This window comes from Bradyrhizobium sp. UFLA05-108 (genome assembly GCF_059803455.1).
The window spans coordinates 1-12,533 of the sequence record NZ_JBANAZ010000080.1; the positions used below are offsets into that span (position 1 = coordinate 1).

Annotated in this window: 14 protein-coding genes; 6 read left to right on the forward strand and 8 right to left on the reverse strand. The window is 63.7% G+C overall.

What is annotated here, in order from left to right:
* On the reverse strand, positions 1–258 hold a 258-nt coding region (locus tag SO140_RS38350), incomplete at its 3' end, for a DUF427 domain-containing protein (protein WP_498543854.1).
* Positions 259–453: 195 nt separating this feature from the next.
* On the opposite strand from SO140_RS38350, the gene SO140_RS38355 reads away from it, so the two are divergent.
* Together SO140_RS38355 and SO140_RS38360 are read left to right on the forward strand one after the other, a co-directional pair.
* Positions 454–690: a BolA family protein gene (locus SO140_RS38355; RefSeq protein ID WP_027525381.1), complete on the forward strand. Its 237-nt coding sequence runs from the start codon at positions 454–456 to the stop codon at positions 688–690.
* 33 nt (positions 691–723) lie between these two features.
* A complete protein-coding gene (locus SO140_RS38360) occupies positions 724–1,911 on the forward strand; it encodes a low temperature requirement protein A (RefSeq protein WP_449377153.1) in 1,188 nt (395 codons plus the stop codon).
* A gap of 176 nt (positions 1,912–2,087) precedes the next feature.
* Here the strand turns inward: SO140_RS38360 and egtD are convergent, their stop codons facing one another.
* A complete protein-coding gene (gene egtD, locus SO140_RS38365; protein ID WP_449377154.1) occupies positions 2,088–3,059 on the reverse strand; it encodes an L-histidine N(alpha)-methyltransferase in 972 nt (323 codons plus the stop codon).
* Positions 3,060–3,194: 135 nt separating this feature from the next.
* Positions 3,195–4,442 (reverse strand): ergothioneine biosynthesis protein EgtB, encoded by a 1,248-nt coding sequence (egtB, locus tag SO140_RS38370; protein WP_449377155.1) that lies wholly within the window; start codon positions 4,440–4,442, stop codon positions 3,195–3,197.
* Between the two features lie 296 nt (positions 4,443–4,738).
* On the opposite strand from egtB, the gene grxD reads away from it, so the two are divergent.
* From grxD to SO140_RS38385, 3 genes are read left to right on the forward strand one after another with little or no spacing between them, the layout of a single operon-like run.
* On the forward strand, positions 4,739–5,071 hold the full coding sequence (gene grxD / locus SO140_RS38375) for a Grx4 family monothiol glutaredoxin (protein ID WP_254105106.1): 333 nt from the start codon (positions 4,739–4,741) through the stop codon (positions 5,069–5,071).
* Between the two features lie 3 nt (positions 5,072–5,074).
* The gene (locus tag SO140_RS38380) at positions 5,075–5,623 is read left to right on the forward strand and encodes an O-acetyl-ADP-ribose deacetylase (protein WP_449377156.1); all 549 of its coding nucleotides are present in this window, start codon (positions 5,075–5,077) and stop codon (positions 5,621–5,623) included.
* Positions 5,624–5,625: 2 nt separating this feature from the next.
* Positions 5,626–6,903 (forward strand): serine hydrolase domain-containing protein, encoded by a 1,278-nt coding sequence (locus SO140_RS38385; RefSeq protein WP_449377157.1) that lies wholly within the window; start codon positions 5,626–5,628, stop codon positions 6,901–6,903.
* Here SO140_RS38385 and SO140_RS38390 read toward each other — a convergent pair whose 3' ends face one another.
* The 5 genes from SO140_RS38390 to murI all read right to left on the reverse strand — a co-directional run bounded on the left by SO140_RS38390 (position 6,904) and on the right by murI (position 11,504).
* Positions 6,904–7,971 (reverse strand): threonine aldolase family protein, encoded by a 1,068-nt coding sequence (locus SO140_RS38390; RefSeq protein ID WP_449377158.1) that lies wholly within the window; start codon positions 7,969–7,971, stop codon positions 6,904–6,906.
* An 86-nt stretch (positions 7,972–8,057) separates the two neighbouring features.
* On the reverse strand, positions 8,058–8,675 hold the full coding sequence (gene rpsD, locus SO140_RS38395) for a 30S ribosomal protein S4 (protein WP_018647416.1): 618 nt from the start codon (positions 8,673–8,675) through the stop codon (positions 8,058–8,060).
* A 191-nt stretch (positions 8,676–8,866) separates the two neighbouring features.
* Entirely contained in the window at positions 8,867–9,646 is a 780-nt protein-coding gene (locus tag SO140_RS38400; protein WP_449377159.1) for an acyltransferase, read from the reverse strand.
* A gap of 228 nt (positions 9,647–9,874) precedes the next feature.
* Positions 9,875–10,648 carry an HpcH/HpaI aldolase family protein gene (locus tag SO140_RS38405; RefSeq protein WP_449377160.1) on the reverse strand — a complete coding sequence of 258 codons (774 nt, stop codon included), beginning with the start codon at positions 10,646–10,648 and terminating at the stop codon, positions 9,875–9,877.
* A gap of 58 nt (positions 10,649–10,706) precedes the next feature.
* On the reverse strand, positions 10,707–11,504 hold the full coding sequence (murI, locus tag SO140_RS38410) for a glutamate racemase (RefSeq protein WP_449377161.1): 798 nt from the start codon (positions 11,502–11,504) through the stop codon (positions 10,707–10,709).
* Positions 11,505–11,681: 177 nt separating this feature from the next.
* On the opposite strand from murI, the gene SO140_RS38415 reads away from it, so the two are divergent.
* Positions 11,682–12,239: a cytochrome b gene (locus SO140_RS38415; protein WP_449377162.1), complete on the forward strand. Its 558-nt coding sequence runs from the start codon at positions 11,682–11,684 to the stop codon at positions 12,237–12,239.
* Positions 12,240–12,533: the final 294 nt, after the last annotated feature.

Genomic DNA, 12,533 nt, shown 5'->3' on the forward strand with positions numbered 1-12,533 from the left:
GTCCAGCGTCGTGCCGTCAGCCTTGACGCTGAAATAGCTTGCGTCGCCCTTGTAGGGACAATGAGTGACGCGGTCGGTCCGTTCGAGCACGGCCATGTTGGCGTCCTCCCGCGGTACGTATTGGACGGCCGGATACCGGGCCTCCTTCAGCGTCAGCGCCTTCGTGGTGTCGGCGATAACGACGTCGCCCGCCGTCACGCGGACGCGCCTGGGGTTGTGAGTGATGGTGATGGGGTGGTCGGGGCCCGGAAGCTTCATGATATCACGCCTTTTTGGTCGATTGGCCACGCGCGGCACTTTGTCGTGCCTTTATCCCGCTCGAAGGCGGAATATAGTCGTTGAAAGCGTGACCTAGAAGGCCGTTCACGCTAAGTTTGGGCCTGCCGGTCCCGGGGACCCCGGCAAGTGAGTCGAAGGCCTGAATTCGAAGGCGGTAGAAGGAGCGAGAGCAGAATGCCAATGGACGCCCACGATATCGAGGCGATGATCAAGGCAGCGATCCCCGATGCCGAGGTGACGATCCGGGACCTCGCCGGTGACGGCGACCATTATGCCGCGACCGTGATCTCGGAATCCTTCCGTGGAAAGTCCCGCGTTCAGCAGCACCAGATTGTCTATCAGTCGCTGCGCGGCCAGATGGGAGGTGTGCTTCACGCGCTGGCCCTGCAGACCGGCGTGCCCGGAAGCTGATGGCGAATTGATCTTTTGGCGGCGGGGTAGGCCATGGCTGCGGACAATTCACGCGGCGCGATGTTTCGTGTCATCGTGCCGGACCAGCCGGGCCGCGTGACCTATGTCGAACTGTTCTTCGATCTCGTCTTCGTCTACGCCGTCACGCAGATTTCGCACACGCTGCTCGGCCGTTTCACGCCGCTCGGCGCCGTCCAGGTCACGCTGCTGTTCCTCGCGGTGTGGTGGGTCTGGGTCTACACTGCCTGGGTCACCAACTGGCTGAACCCCGAACTGACGCCGGTCCGCGTCCTGCTCTTCCTGATGATGCTGGGCGGCCTCGTGCTCTCGACCTCGATCCCGACGGCGTTCGAGGGGCGGGGGCTGTGGTTTGCGATTGCCTATGCGGCCATGCAGGTTGGGCGGACGGCCTTCTGGCTGTTCGTGACGCCGCCGCACCGGATCCTGGTGCGGCACAATGCGATCCGCATCCTGCTCTGGCTCTCGGTCTCTGCCGTGCTGTGGATCGCCGGTGGGTTTGCGGAGGGCGAGACTCGGCTATGGTTCTGGCTCGCGGCCGTGGTCTTCGAATACATCTCGCCAGCCGCACGCTTCTGGGTGCCGAAGCTGGGATTTTCGTCGGTCGAGGCCTGGGCGGTCGAGGGCGGCCATATGGCCGAACGCTGCGCCGGCTTCATCATCATCGCGCTGGGTGAAGCGGTCGTCGTCAACGGCGCGACCTTTGCCGAACTGAGCTGGACCGGGGAGAACATCTTCGCCTTCCTGGCGGCGCTCCTCGGCAGCATCGCGATGTGGTGGATCTATTTCCACAAGGGCGCGGAAGCGGGCTCCGAGCTGATCTCGAAATCCGCCGAGTCCGGTCGGCTGGCGCGGCTCGCCTACACCTACCTGCACATGCCAATCATTGCCGGCATCATCCTGACCGCCGTGTCTGATGAGCTCGTGCTGAAGCATCCGACCGGACATTCCGATCTCAGGACGGTATTGAGCACGGTCGGTGGTCCCCTGGTGTTCTTGGTCGGCACCATCCTGTTCAAGCACGCCATCCGCGGCTTCCTTCAACTTTCGCACGGCGTCGGCATTCTCATGCTTCTGGCGTTGGGCTGGTTCGGCGGCGAATTGTCTCCACTCTGGCTCTCGATCGCGACGACGGCGATCCTGATCGTGGTGGCGGTGTGGGAGTCGGTGTCGTTGGGGTCGAAGTCCGAAGGGGCTGATTGAACCGCCGGTGCCGATCGGACTATCGGTCGGGACCGCCGGCTGTCGTGACCTACGGCTTCGTTCACGAGGACCGGCGCTGGCGTATCGACAATATCCGCACCACCAAGTTGGTCGGTGTGGGACATGTTGACGCGGTCGTTGAGGGACTCCTGAGCCAGCGCTCTCATTGGAGAAGCCTACTCCACGGCCTCCATTGCATGCACCGAGAACATCTTGGCGGCGTCCGTCCACGTCTCCCGCACCCGCCAGCCGGCGCCGCGCGCGAGCGCTGCAAACCGTTCGATGCTGTATTTGTAGCTGTTCTCGGTGTGGATGCTCTCGCCCGGTCGGAACGAGAAGCTGGTGCCCAGCATGCGCACGGTCTGGCTCTTCCTGCTGATCAGGTGCATCTCGATGCGGTGCTGCTCGCGATTGTAGATCGCGCGATGCGTAAAGGCGGAGAGATCGAAATTGCCGCCAAGCTCGCGGTTGATGCGCACGAGCACATTAAGGTTGAAGCGGGCGGTGACACCGGCGGCGTCGTTGTAGGCGTCGTGGAGCACCCGCTCGTCCTTTTCGAGGTCCGCACCGATGATCATCAGCGCGCCCTGGCCCAGGATCCGGCGCGCGCTCTTCAAGAACGCCTGGGCTTCGTGCGGCTCGAAGTTGCCGATGGTCGAGCCGGGAAAGAAGCCGACCTTCGGCAGGTTGGCAACCGCGGGCGGCAGCTCAAACGGCGTGGTGAAGTCTGCGGCGACCGGATGGATGCCGAGCGAGGGGAAATCCCGCCGCAAGCCGTTCGCCTGCCCCTGAAGGAAGTCGCCGGAGATATCGACGGGCACGTAGGCGGCGAACCTGCAATGCTTCAGGAGCAGGCGGACCTTGGTGGTCGCGCCGGCGCCGAACTCGACCAGCGCCGCATGCTCCGGCATGATTTTCGCGATCTCGCTGCCACGCTCGCGCAGGATCGAGAGCTCGGTGCGCGTCGGGTAATATTCCGGCAGGCGCGTGATCGCCTCGAACAGCTCCGAACCGGTCGCGTCGTAGAAATATTTCGGAGACAGCTTTTTCGGCTGCTGCGACAGATCTCCGATGGCGTCGCGGGCAAAGGCGGTGGTCTGTTCGTCAGGAAGATGGGCTTCGGCCAAAGCGCTGGCGTGCACATTCATGATACTCTCCTGAACGCGCTGTCCGGCGCGCGGTTGTCGTCGGATGAGAACTAAAGCCCGATGAGATCGCGCTTTAGGTCGTTGTTTGAGCATGATCTCTTCGGAAAACCGCTTCACACTTTTCCGGATCATGCTCTAGTCGTAGTCGGCGAGGCGTAATCCCGTGAATTGCCAACGGTGGTGCGGGTAGAAGAAGTTGCGATAGGTGATACGGCTGTGCCCGCCCGGAGTTGCAAGCGAGGAGCCGCGCAGCACCAGCTGATTGACCATGAACTTGCCGTTGTACTCGCCGAGCGCGCCTTCCACGGCGCGGTAACCGGGATAGGGCGAATATGAGCTGCGGGTCCATTGCCAGACGATGCCGAAGGCATCGTTGAGCTGGCCGGCGCGGGCCGCGACCTCCCATTCCATCTCGGTCGGCAGGTGCTTTCCGGCCCAGCGCGCGAACGCATCCGCCTCGTAATAGCTGACATGACAGACTGGGGCATCGGGATCGACCGGCTTAAGGCCGGCGAGCGTCATCATGTGCCAGCGACCGTCGATCTCGCGCCAGTGGCCCGGCGCCTGCCAGCCCTCGCTGCTGACCGCGGCAAAGCCGTCCATCAGCCAGAGCGGCGCGGTTCGGTAACCGCCGTCGCGTATGAAGGCGAGCCATTCGGCATTGGTGACGAGATTGCGCGCGATCCTGACGGGACCCACCAGCGCGCGATGCGCCGGCTTCTCATTATCGAAATGAAAGCTGTCGTCGGCATGTCCGATGCTGTGAATGCCTTCGTTCAGGGATAGCCATTCCGCACCCGTCTTGTTCGGGGCCGGGAAGCGCCAATCACGATCGTAAGCGGGGAGAACTGGATTCTGCGCAAAGGCGTGCAGGATATCCGTGAACATCAACTCCTGGTGTTGCTGCTCATGATTGAGGCCGACTTCGACCAGCGGGCTGATGGCGCGAAGCTTGGCCTCGTCCGCCTCGCGGAAGAATCTTACGACGGCGGCATCGACGTAGGTTCGATAGGCGGTGACCTGATCGGCGCTTGGCCGCGTGATGTCGCCGCGGCGATGCCGAGCGTGGCGTGGACCGGCGCTGACGTAATAGGAATTGAACAGGAATGCGAAGTCGGGATGGAAGGGCTTATAACCCGGACAGTGCTCGCCAAGCAGAAACTGCTCGAAGAACCAGGTCGTATGCGCGCGGTGCCATTTCGCGGGGCTCGCATCCGGCATGGACTGGATCTGCTGGTCTTCCGCGCTGAGCGGGGCGGCGCGGCGCTCAGTCTCGTTACGGACCGCCACAAAGGCATCCACCAGCGCTTCGTCCAAGCTGCCGGATTCGGAGAAAGGTGACGCTGGGAGCGGGCTGGCCGTCGCGGAGGCTTGTTTCGTCACGATTTTCTCCGGGTGGACAAGAGAACGTTGCAGACGTAGCTCGGTTCCAAGAGACAGGTTCGTCCTAGATAGGGCCTCCGTTACGGGATAAAAGTCCTCCTCGGTGATGATATTAGAGCCATCAGGCTATGGCCCCGCCGGCCCCGAATATGGGCGGACCGGCCGCATGGCAGGGCTTCGTCGCCGCCATTTTACTTTGGATGTCCAATAGTTTGCGCTACATATACAGGCAGGTATCGGGTTAGATGGCTGAGCCGCCCGAAGCGATGAGGGCTCCGCCCCGGAAGGACATGGATATGAGCATCGAGGAATTCATCGACAGCGAAGTGAAGTCGAACGACGTGGTTCTGTTCATGAAGGGCACGCCGCAATTTCCGCAGTGCGGTTTCTCCGGCCAGGTCGTGCAGATCCTCGACCATCTCGGCGTCGGCTATAAGGGCCTGAACGTTCTCGAATCCGCCGAGTTGCGCAACGGCATCAAGGTCTATTCGAACTGGCCGACCATCCCCCAGCTCTATGTGAAGGGCGAGTTTGTCGGCGGCTGTGACATCGTACGCGAGATGTTCCAGGCTGGCGAATTGCAGCAGCTCTTCTCCGACAAGGGCGTTGCCGTCAACGCAGCGGCCTGATCCTTGGCGATGCTGACGCGCCGGATCGGTGGCGCGCAGCTCGAGATCATTGTCGCCGACATCACCACGCTCGGCGTTGACGCCATCGTCAACGCTGCCAACACATCGCTCCTCGGCGGAGGCGGCGTCGATGGTGCGATCCACCGGGCCGCCGGCCCGGACCTTGTCGCCGAGTGCCGCATGCTCCATGGCTGCAAGACGGGTGATGCCAAGATCACGCGGGGCTACCGGCTGAAGGCCGCGCATGTGATCCACACCGTCGGTCCGGTATGGAATGGCGGCACTCTCGGTGAAGACGATCTGCTCGCCTCCTGCTATCGCCGTTCGATGGAGCTCTGCCGCAAGCACGAGCTTGCTTCCGTGGCATTCCCGGCGATTTCGACCGGCATCTACCGTTTCCCGGCGGACCGTGCCGCGCAGATTGCAGTTGCGACCACGGTCGAAGCTCTGGCCACGACTCCTTCGGTCACTCAGGTCATCTTCTGCTGTTTCTCCGAGCCCAGTGCTGTCTTGCATCGTGAGGCGCTGCTCGCGCACGGCGCCGGCGACTGACGATGAGGCTGGGCCGTCGTTCCGCCGAAGCACGTCTGGCCCTCGTGCGTTGGCTGTTTGTCTGCGCTGGCCTGTTGGCATTCGCCGCGGTTGCAGCGGCGGAAGACCTGCTCGCCGGACGTGAGCTCGATCCGCAGAAGCTTGCGCGCATCAGCGACTATCTTCGCAATGAGGTTACGGCCGGCAAGATTCCCGGCGCGATCCTGCTGATCCAGCAGCACGGCAGGCCCGTGCTCTACGAGAGATCTGGTCTGCGCAACGTCAAGACGGCAGCGCCGATGACGGACGATACCATCTTCCGCCTCTATTCGATGTCGAAGCCGGTGACCTCGGTCGCGGCGATGATGCTGCTCGACGACGGCAGGCTTGGCCTCGACGATGCTCTCGCGAGATACATTCCGGCCTTCGCCGACGTGAAGATTGGCGTCGCGCGGCCGGACGGTCGCTTGCGGCTCGAGTCGCCGGCGCGACCGATCACCATCCGCGACCTCCTGCGTCACACCTCCGGCATCACCTACGGCTTCTACGGCGATAATCCCGTGCGCAGGCTCTATGCGCAGGCCGGCCTGTTTGACGGCGATCCCGACAATGCGGAATTCGTCGCGCGGCTGGCGCGATTGCCGCTGGCCGAGCAGCCGGCGACGCTGTGGGACTACGGCCATTCGACTGACGTGCTCGGTCGAGTGATCGAGATCGTCTCGGGACAGTCGCTCTATCAGTTCGAGAAGGAGCGGCTGCTCGATCCGCTGGGGATGAGCGATACCGCTTTTTTCGTCGCCGACGATGCGAAGCGACAATTGATCGCAGAGCCGTTGCCAAGCGACTGGTTCGACCGTCCCGTCGCCGGCATTAGGGAGGCGACCGCACCGCATCGCTGGGAATCCGGCGGTGCGGGCGTGGTGGGCACCATCGGCGACTATGCGCGCTTTGCGCAGATGCTGCTCAATGGCGGCGAGCTCGACGGAAGGCGCTATCTCAGGCACGAGACGGTCGCGCTGATGACCTCGGACCAGATCGGCGACGGGACCGGCATCGAGAAGGATCCCGAATTCTATTTTCCGGGCCCTGACAGCGGTTTTGGCCTGGGATTTGCTGTTCGCACGGAAGCGAACGCGCCGCTGCCGGCCGGCGAATATCGCTGGGACGGTGTCGGCGGCACCTTCTTCTTCATCGATCCCGCGGACGACATGTTTGTGATCTGCATGATGCAGTCGCCGGCGCAGCGCGGGACGATCCAGACCGAATTGAAGCGGCTGGTCTACGAGGCGATGGAGCGCTGATCACGCCCCGCGCACGATCTCGCGCACATGGCCGATCGTCTCCTCGATCATCGCAGCCGTCACGTCGAGATGCGTGCAGGCGCGGATACGGCCATCCATCATCGCAAGCGTCACGCCGCGCGAGCGCAAGGCACCGACCATCCTGTCGCCGGGGACGCCGGTGCCGTCGGGCTTGAAGAACACGAGATTGGTCTCGGGCTCCTGCACCTCGATGCCTGCGATCTGCGACAGCCCACGCGCCAGCGAGCGTGCATTGGCGTGGTCATCCGCAAGGCGATCGACGTGGTGGTCTAGCGCATAGATGCAGGCGGCCGCGCAGACGCCGGACTGCCGCATCGAGCCGCCGAGGCGCTGCTTCCACTGCCAGACCGCGTCGATGAAGTCGCGCGAGCCGGCCAGCACGCCGCCGATCGGTGCGCCGAGGCCCTTCGAGAAATCGATCCAGGCCGAATCCCAGCCTGCCGCCATGTCACGCGCTGAGATTCCGGCGGCGACGGTAGCGTTGAGCAGGCGCGCCCCGTCCATGTGGGTGGCAAGACCATTCTGCTTCGCGATCGCGACGATCTCGTCGAGCGCCGCTTTCTTCCAGATCGTGCCGCCGCCGATATTGGCCGTCTGCTCGACGCTGACCACCCTCTGCGTCGGCTGGTAGCGCGTGCGCGGATGCAGCGCCTTGCGGAGGGTGTCTGGGGTGAACTGTCCGTCGGGACCCTGGAGCTGCGTGATCTGGAAGCCGCCGAGCGCGGCATGTGCGCCGCCTTCGCGCGCGATGATATGTGCGGTTTCATGCGCGAGGATCTCATCGCCAGGACGGCAGTGCACCAGCGTCGCGGTGACGTTGCACATCGTGCCCGAGGGCATGAATACTGCAGCTTCCTTGCCGAGCAGGTCTGCGACGCGCTCGCAGAGCGCATTGGTGGTCGGGTCGTCGCCGACCTGCTCGTCGCCGACCTCCGCGCGCGCCATCGCCTCGCGCATCGCGGGCGTCGGCCGCGTCTGCGTGTCCGAGAGCAGGTTGATGCGCACCGGCGGCGCCTTGGGATCGACGGGGGGAGGAGTATAGAGCATGCGACGCCTCTTGGATTGGGACGGCCCTTGCCGGGTCTCTTAAGCAAAAAGGCCCCGGTTTTGCCGGGGCCTTTCGAACTTCGTTATCAGCGCGAATAGAATTCGACGACCAGATGCGGCTCCATCTGCACCGGGAACGGCACGTCGGAGAGGCCGGGGATGCGCGCGTATTTCGCGGTCATCTTGCCGTGGTCGACTTCGAGATAGTCGGGAACGTCACGCTCCGGGAGCTGGCTCGCTTCGAGAACGTGGGCCAGCTGCTTGGAAGCTTCCTTGACCTCGATCACGTCGCCGACCTTGAGCTGGTAGCTCGAGATGTTGACCTTGCGGCCGTTCACCTTGATGTGCCCGTGGTTGATGAACTGACGTGCTGCGAAGATCGTGGAGACGAACTTGGCGCGGTACACGACCGCGTCGAGACGGCGCTCCAGGAGGCCGATCAGGTTCTCACCGGTGTCGCCCTTCAGACGGCTCGCCTCGACATAGATGCCGTGGAACTGGCGCTCAGAGATGTTGGCGTAATAACCCTTGAGCTTCTGCTTGGCGCGGAGCTGCACGCCGAAGTCGGAGAGCTTGCCCTTGCGGCGCTGGCCGTGCTGGCCGGGGCCGTATTCCCTGCGGTTCACGGGGCTCTTCGGGCGGCCCCAGATGTTCTGGCCCATACGGCGATCGATCTTGTACTTCGCCTCACTGCGCTTAGTCATCGCGTCCTCTTGATAGAGTTAGGTTGGTTTGAGGAAACGCGCCCTCCTGTGTGACCGGGAAACCCGGCACCGACAGGCCCCATCCCCAAAGCTTCAAGGGACAAGGCCACGGGTCGCGAAACGCTTCGCGGGCCGAAACCGGCCCGCGAGCAGGCGGCTTTTAGGAGAAATCGGGCCGTCCTGTCAATCTTTTACGTTGCCACAGCGCGGATCGGCTTGGGTTCGGCGGCCTGGCGGCTGCCACGCAATTCGGCAGCGATTTCAGTGTTCAGGACCTGTTCCAGCCGGGTCAGGACCCGCGCGATCGGGGCGGCATCGGTAATCCGGTGATCCCAGCGAAGGACGACATTGATGGTCTGGTCCGGCTCGGCCACCCCATAGCTCAGGATGAACGGCCCTGGCGTGATGGCGTGGAGCTCGCCCCCGCCATAGGCCGCGACCGAGGTGACCGAATAGCTGCCAAAAAAGCTGGCGCGCTGGCGGCCGAAATTGAGCCCGATCAGCCAGGCCAGCCGGCGCAGCGGCAGCGGCAGGCGCATCGCCAGCATCATCTTGCGAACCATCGGCACGTCCTGGAGCGGGGCTTCCTTGGCATGCCGGATCAGGACGTCGATCTCGGCCAGCGGCAGATCGTCCGGGCCGGCAATCCGCTGCGCCACCACGCATTCCTCGCCGTCCACGAGGCGAGCGACCGCCACCATCGCCACGCTTTTGGGCAGCTCATAGAAGGTCGGCCACGGCCATTTGGCATAGAGCGTGCGCAGGATCGGTTCATCCCTGGCGACGAGCGCAAAGGCCTTGACGAAGATCGCGGCCCAGCCGGCCGGCACCTTTGCGCTCGCGCGCGCGTCGAGCACGGGGCGGATCTGGAGCGGCCGCGACAGCGAGACGAAGGGCACGCCCATCGAGGCGTGCATGAGGTCGAAGACCATGCGCCGCAGCAGCGAGATTTTCCTGGGTGTACCGCGCATCGTCCTCGGGTTTCCGCGGGCTCAAATCGGTGTGGCGAGTCGATGGTCCGCCCGCTGCCCTGATCTAGCATGAACCAGCCGGGGCGGAGCCAGCGGCTTCATGCACCATGCTCTTCTCAGCCTCAGAAGAAGACCCGCGAATTTCGGTAAAATCATGTCATTTCAATGCTTTAAATAGCTAATTTGATGTGACCTGCTACCGACCTTGAGAATCGCGCGAAGGACGACCTACCGCTTGATACCCTCGAACGCCGCCATGATGCCGCGCTGGAACAGCGACCAGTCGAAGCCGAGCGCAATGGCGCGGTAGCCGCGGTCGATCAGGCGGTTGGCCTGCTCGGCGGTGCGCGCCGCCCCGCCGATCGGCACGCCGCTTTTGAGAATACCGGCCTCGGCCCGGGCGATCAGCTCCAGCAGTTCCGGGTCCTCCATCTGGCCACGCTTGTTGATGGAGGTGGCGAGATCGCCAGGACCGATCACCGCAATGTCGATCCCGGGGGTCGCCATAATCTCGTCGATGCGATTAACCGCCTCGACATGCTCGATGGTGATCATGCAGAGCATCTCGTCGTCGGCTGAAGCCATGTAGTCGGGCATCGATTGGCCCCAGCGGAACGGAGCATGGAAGGGGCCCCAGAGACGATCGCCGCGCGGCGGATAGCGAACGCTGCGCACCGCTTTCTCAGCTTCCGCGCGACTCGTGATCATCGGGAAATTGATGCCGAAGGCGCCGATGTCCATAGGGGCCTTGGCAAGCCAGGGCTCGTTGGCGGCGATGCGCACCAGCGGCGTGCATGGCGTGCCGGTCGTGGCGGCGATCATCGCATGCGCTTCGGTCAACCCGATTGGCCCGTGCTCGAGATCGACGATGATCCAGTCGAGCGAGCGCGCCATGATCTGTACGGTCTGCACGCTCGGAATGGTCGCGATCGCTCCGAAGGCGGGTCGCCCTTCGCGCCAGAGCTGGCGGAGGTGGTTGAGCGGCGTTGATGTGGCTGACATGGCCAGAACCTGCGGGATAGAGCGGCGCAACCTAGCAGCGTGCCAGCGACGCGAAAAGTCAGGCCGGGACGCGCCCGCCGAAGAACGGCGTGAGCGAAGGGCCGAGGCCGTGCGGTCGGCGGGACGTGAAGATCATTTCCGCACCGGTCTGCACGATCTCCGCGGCGCGCGGACCGAGCAGGTCCGAGACGCGGCGCGCGATTGCGGGGGCCGGGTCGATCCAGTCGACCGGCCAGGGCGCAAGTTTCGTCAGCCGGTCGAGCAGCAGCGGATAATGCGTGCAGGCGAGCACAATCGTGTCGGTGCGTGAGGTCGCATCGTCGGGATCGCCGACAAAGCAGGGTTTCAGTTCAGCGAGGATATCGCCGTCGCTGATTGCATGGCCTCCGAGCGCAGCTTCCGCGAGCGAGGCGAGCTCGGGCGAACCGACCAGCGTCACCTCGCAGCCTTGCGCGAAATCACGGATCAAGGCGCGGGTGTATTCCCGTTTCACGGTGCCCTTGGTGCCGAGCACGGAGACGCGCCGGGTTTTCGATTGCGCGCAGGCCGGCTTGATCGCCGGCACCGTGCCGACGAAGGGTACGGAATAGGCCTCGCGCAAATGCGACAGCACGAGCGTGGAAGCGGTGTTGCAGGCGATCACGACGAGCTCGGGATCGTGCGTGCCGATCAGCTCGCCCATCAGCGGCACCACGCGAGCGATGATCTCATCTTCGCTGTGATGGCCGTACGGAAAGAAGGCGTCGTCGGCGACATAGACGTAATGCGCATCGGGGCGCGCCGCGACGACCTCGCGCAACACGGTGAGCCCGCCGAGGCCGGAATCGAACACCAATATGGTTGGGAAGTCTGCCACGCGGTTACCCTAGCCTTGCCATGGTTACCATTCGGTTTTTGGGGCGCTTTTGCGGCGGACGCGGGTGCGACCCAATTTTGAACGATTCAAATCGCCTCGATTGGGCTCGCCCGCTATCAGATCGCAGCCATGCTGCACCGCAGTTGGGGACATCCGCATTTATTCCGGGGAGCCGACATGATCAGAAACACCAATGCCGGCTGGGGCAGTATCTCCCGCTGGTTTCACTGGATCCTCGCGGTCGCGATCATCGGCATGATCGGCTTCGGCTGGTGGGTCAACCATGTCCCGGCGAGGCCCGACCGCTTCTTCTACCGCTCGATCCACGCCGACATCGGCTATGTGGTCCTGCTGCTCACCGTCATTCGCCTGGCCTGGCGCATAGGCAACCCGACACCGGCGCTGCCGGATGACAGCCGCCCCTGGCAGAAGTTCGCCGCGCGCATCAGTCACGCCGCGCTCTATCTCGTCGTCATCCTGGTCGCGATGCTCGGCTGGGCGCATTCCGGCGCGCATGCGCCCGTCTACTCCAGCTTCTTCGGCCTGTTTCACGTGCCGCAGTTCACCTCTCCCGACCGCGAGGCAGCGCGCGCCTATGAAGACCGCCACATCCTCTTTGCCTATGTGCTGCTGGCTCTGATCGTGGTTCACGTCGCCGCCTCCGCCTGGCACCACTACATCCGCCGCGACCGCGTCGCGGTGCGGATGCTGACGGAGGAAGCGAAGGCGGGGTAGGGGGCGCAAAGTCGCCCGGTCGGCCTTGTTCGTGCGCCTGCGCATCACCGGGACCTACGCCTCGTTCTCGTGGCGTATTTCGCCCGAGCTTTGCTCTTGGGGGCAGAGACGGCATGCTCATGCGCGACTCATGCAGGAATTCAAGATTTCGGTAAAACATAATATCTTTGCCTTTGGGGCTTGAGAGCGTTTCGTCCTGATCGGTGGTCTGACAGGTTCGCGCTTGCCTCAACCAACGGTCGAGTGCATGCTCAGGTCTCCGGAATGCTGAGGATCAGGGTCCCTCGAGGTGGG

Bases quoted from the DNA above. Each gene is read 5' to 3' on its own strand.
- SO140_RS38355 (WP_027525381.1), top strand. From the start codon at position 454: ATGCCAATGGACGCCCACGATATCGAGGCGATGATCAAGGCAGCGATC.
- SO140_RS38360 (WP_449377153.1), top strand. From the start codon at position 724: ATGGCTGCGGACAATTCACGCGGCGCGATGTTTCGTGTCATCGTGCCG.
- egtD (WP_449377154.1), bottom strand. From the start codon at position 3,059: ATGAATGTGCACGCCAGCGCTTTGGCCGAAGCCCATCTTCCTGACGAA.
- grxD (WP_254105106.1), top strand. From the start codon at position 4,739: ATGAGCATCGAGGAATTCATCGACAGCGAAGTGAAGTCGAACGACGTG.
- SO140_RS38385 (WP_449377157.1), top strand. From the start codon at position 5,626: ATGAGGCTGGGCCGTCGTTCCGCCGAAGCACGTCTGGCCCTCGTGCGT.
- SO140_RS38390 (WP_449377158.1), bottom strand. From the start codon at position 7,971: ATGCTCTATACTCCTCCCCCCGTCGATCCCAAGGCGCCGCCGGTGCGC.
- rpsD (WP_018647416.1), bottom strand. From the start codon at position 8,675: ATGACTAAGCGCAGTGAGGCGAAGTACAAGATCGATCGCCGTATGGGC.
- SO140_RS38400 (WP_449377159.1), bottom strand. From the start codon at position 9,646: ATGCGCGGTACACCCAGGAAAATCTCGCTGCTGCGGCGCATGGTCTTC.
- SO140_RS38405 (WP_449377160.1), bottom strand. From the start codon at position 10,648: ATGTCAGCCACATCAACGCCGCTCAACCACCTCCGCCAGCTCTGGCGC.
- SO140_RS38415 (WP_449377162.1), top strand. From the start codon at position 11,682: ATGATCAGAAACACCAATGCCGGCTGGGGCAGTATCTCCCGCTGGTTT.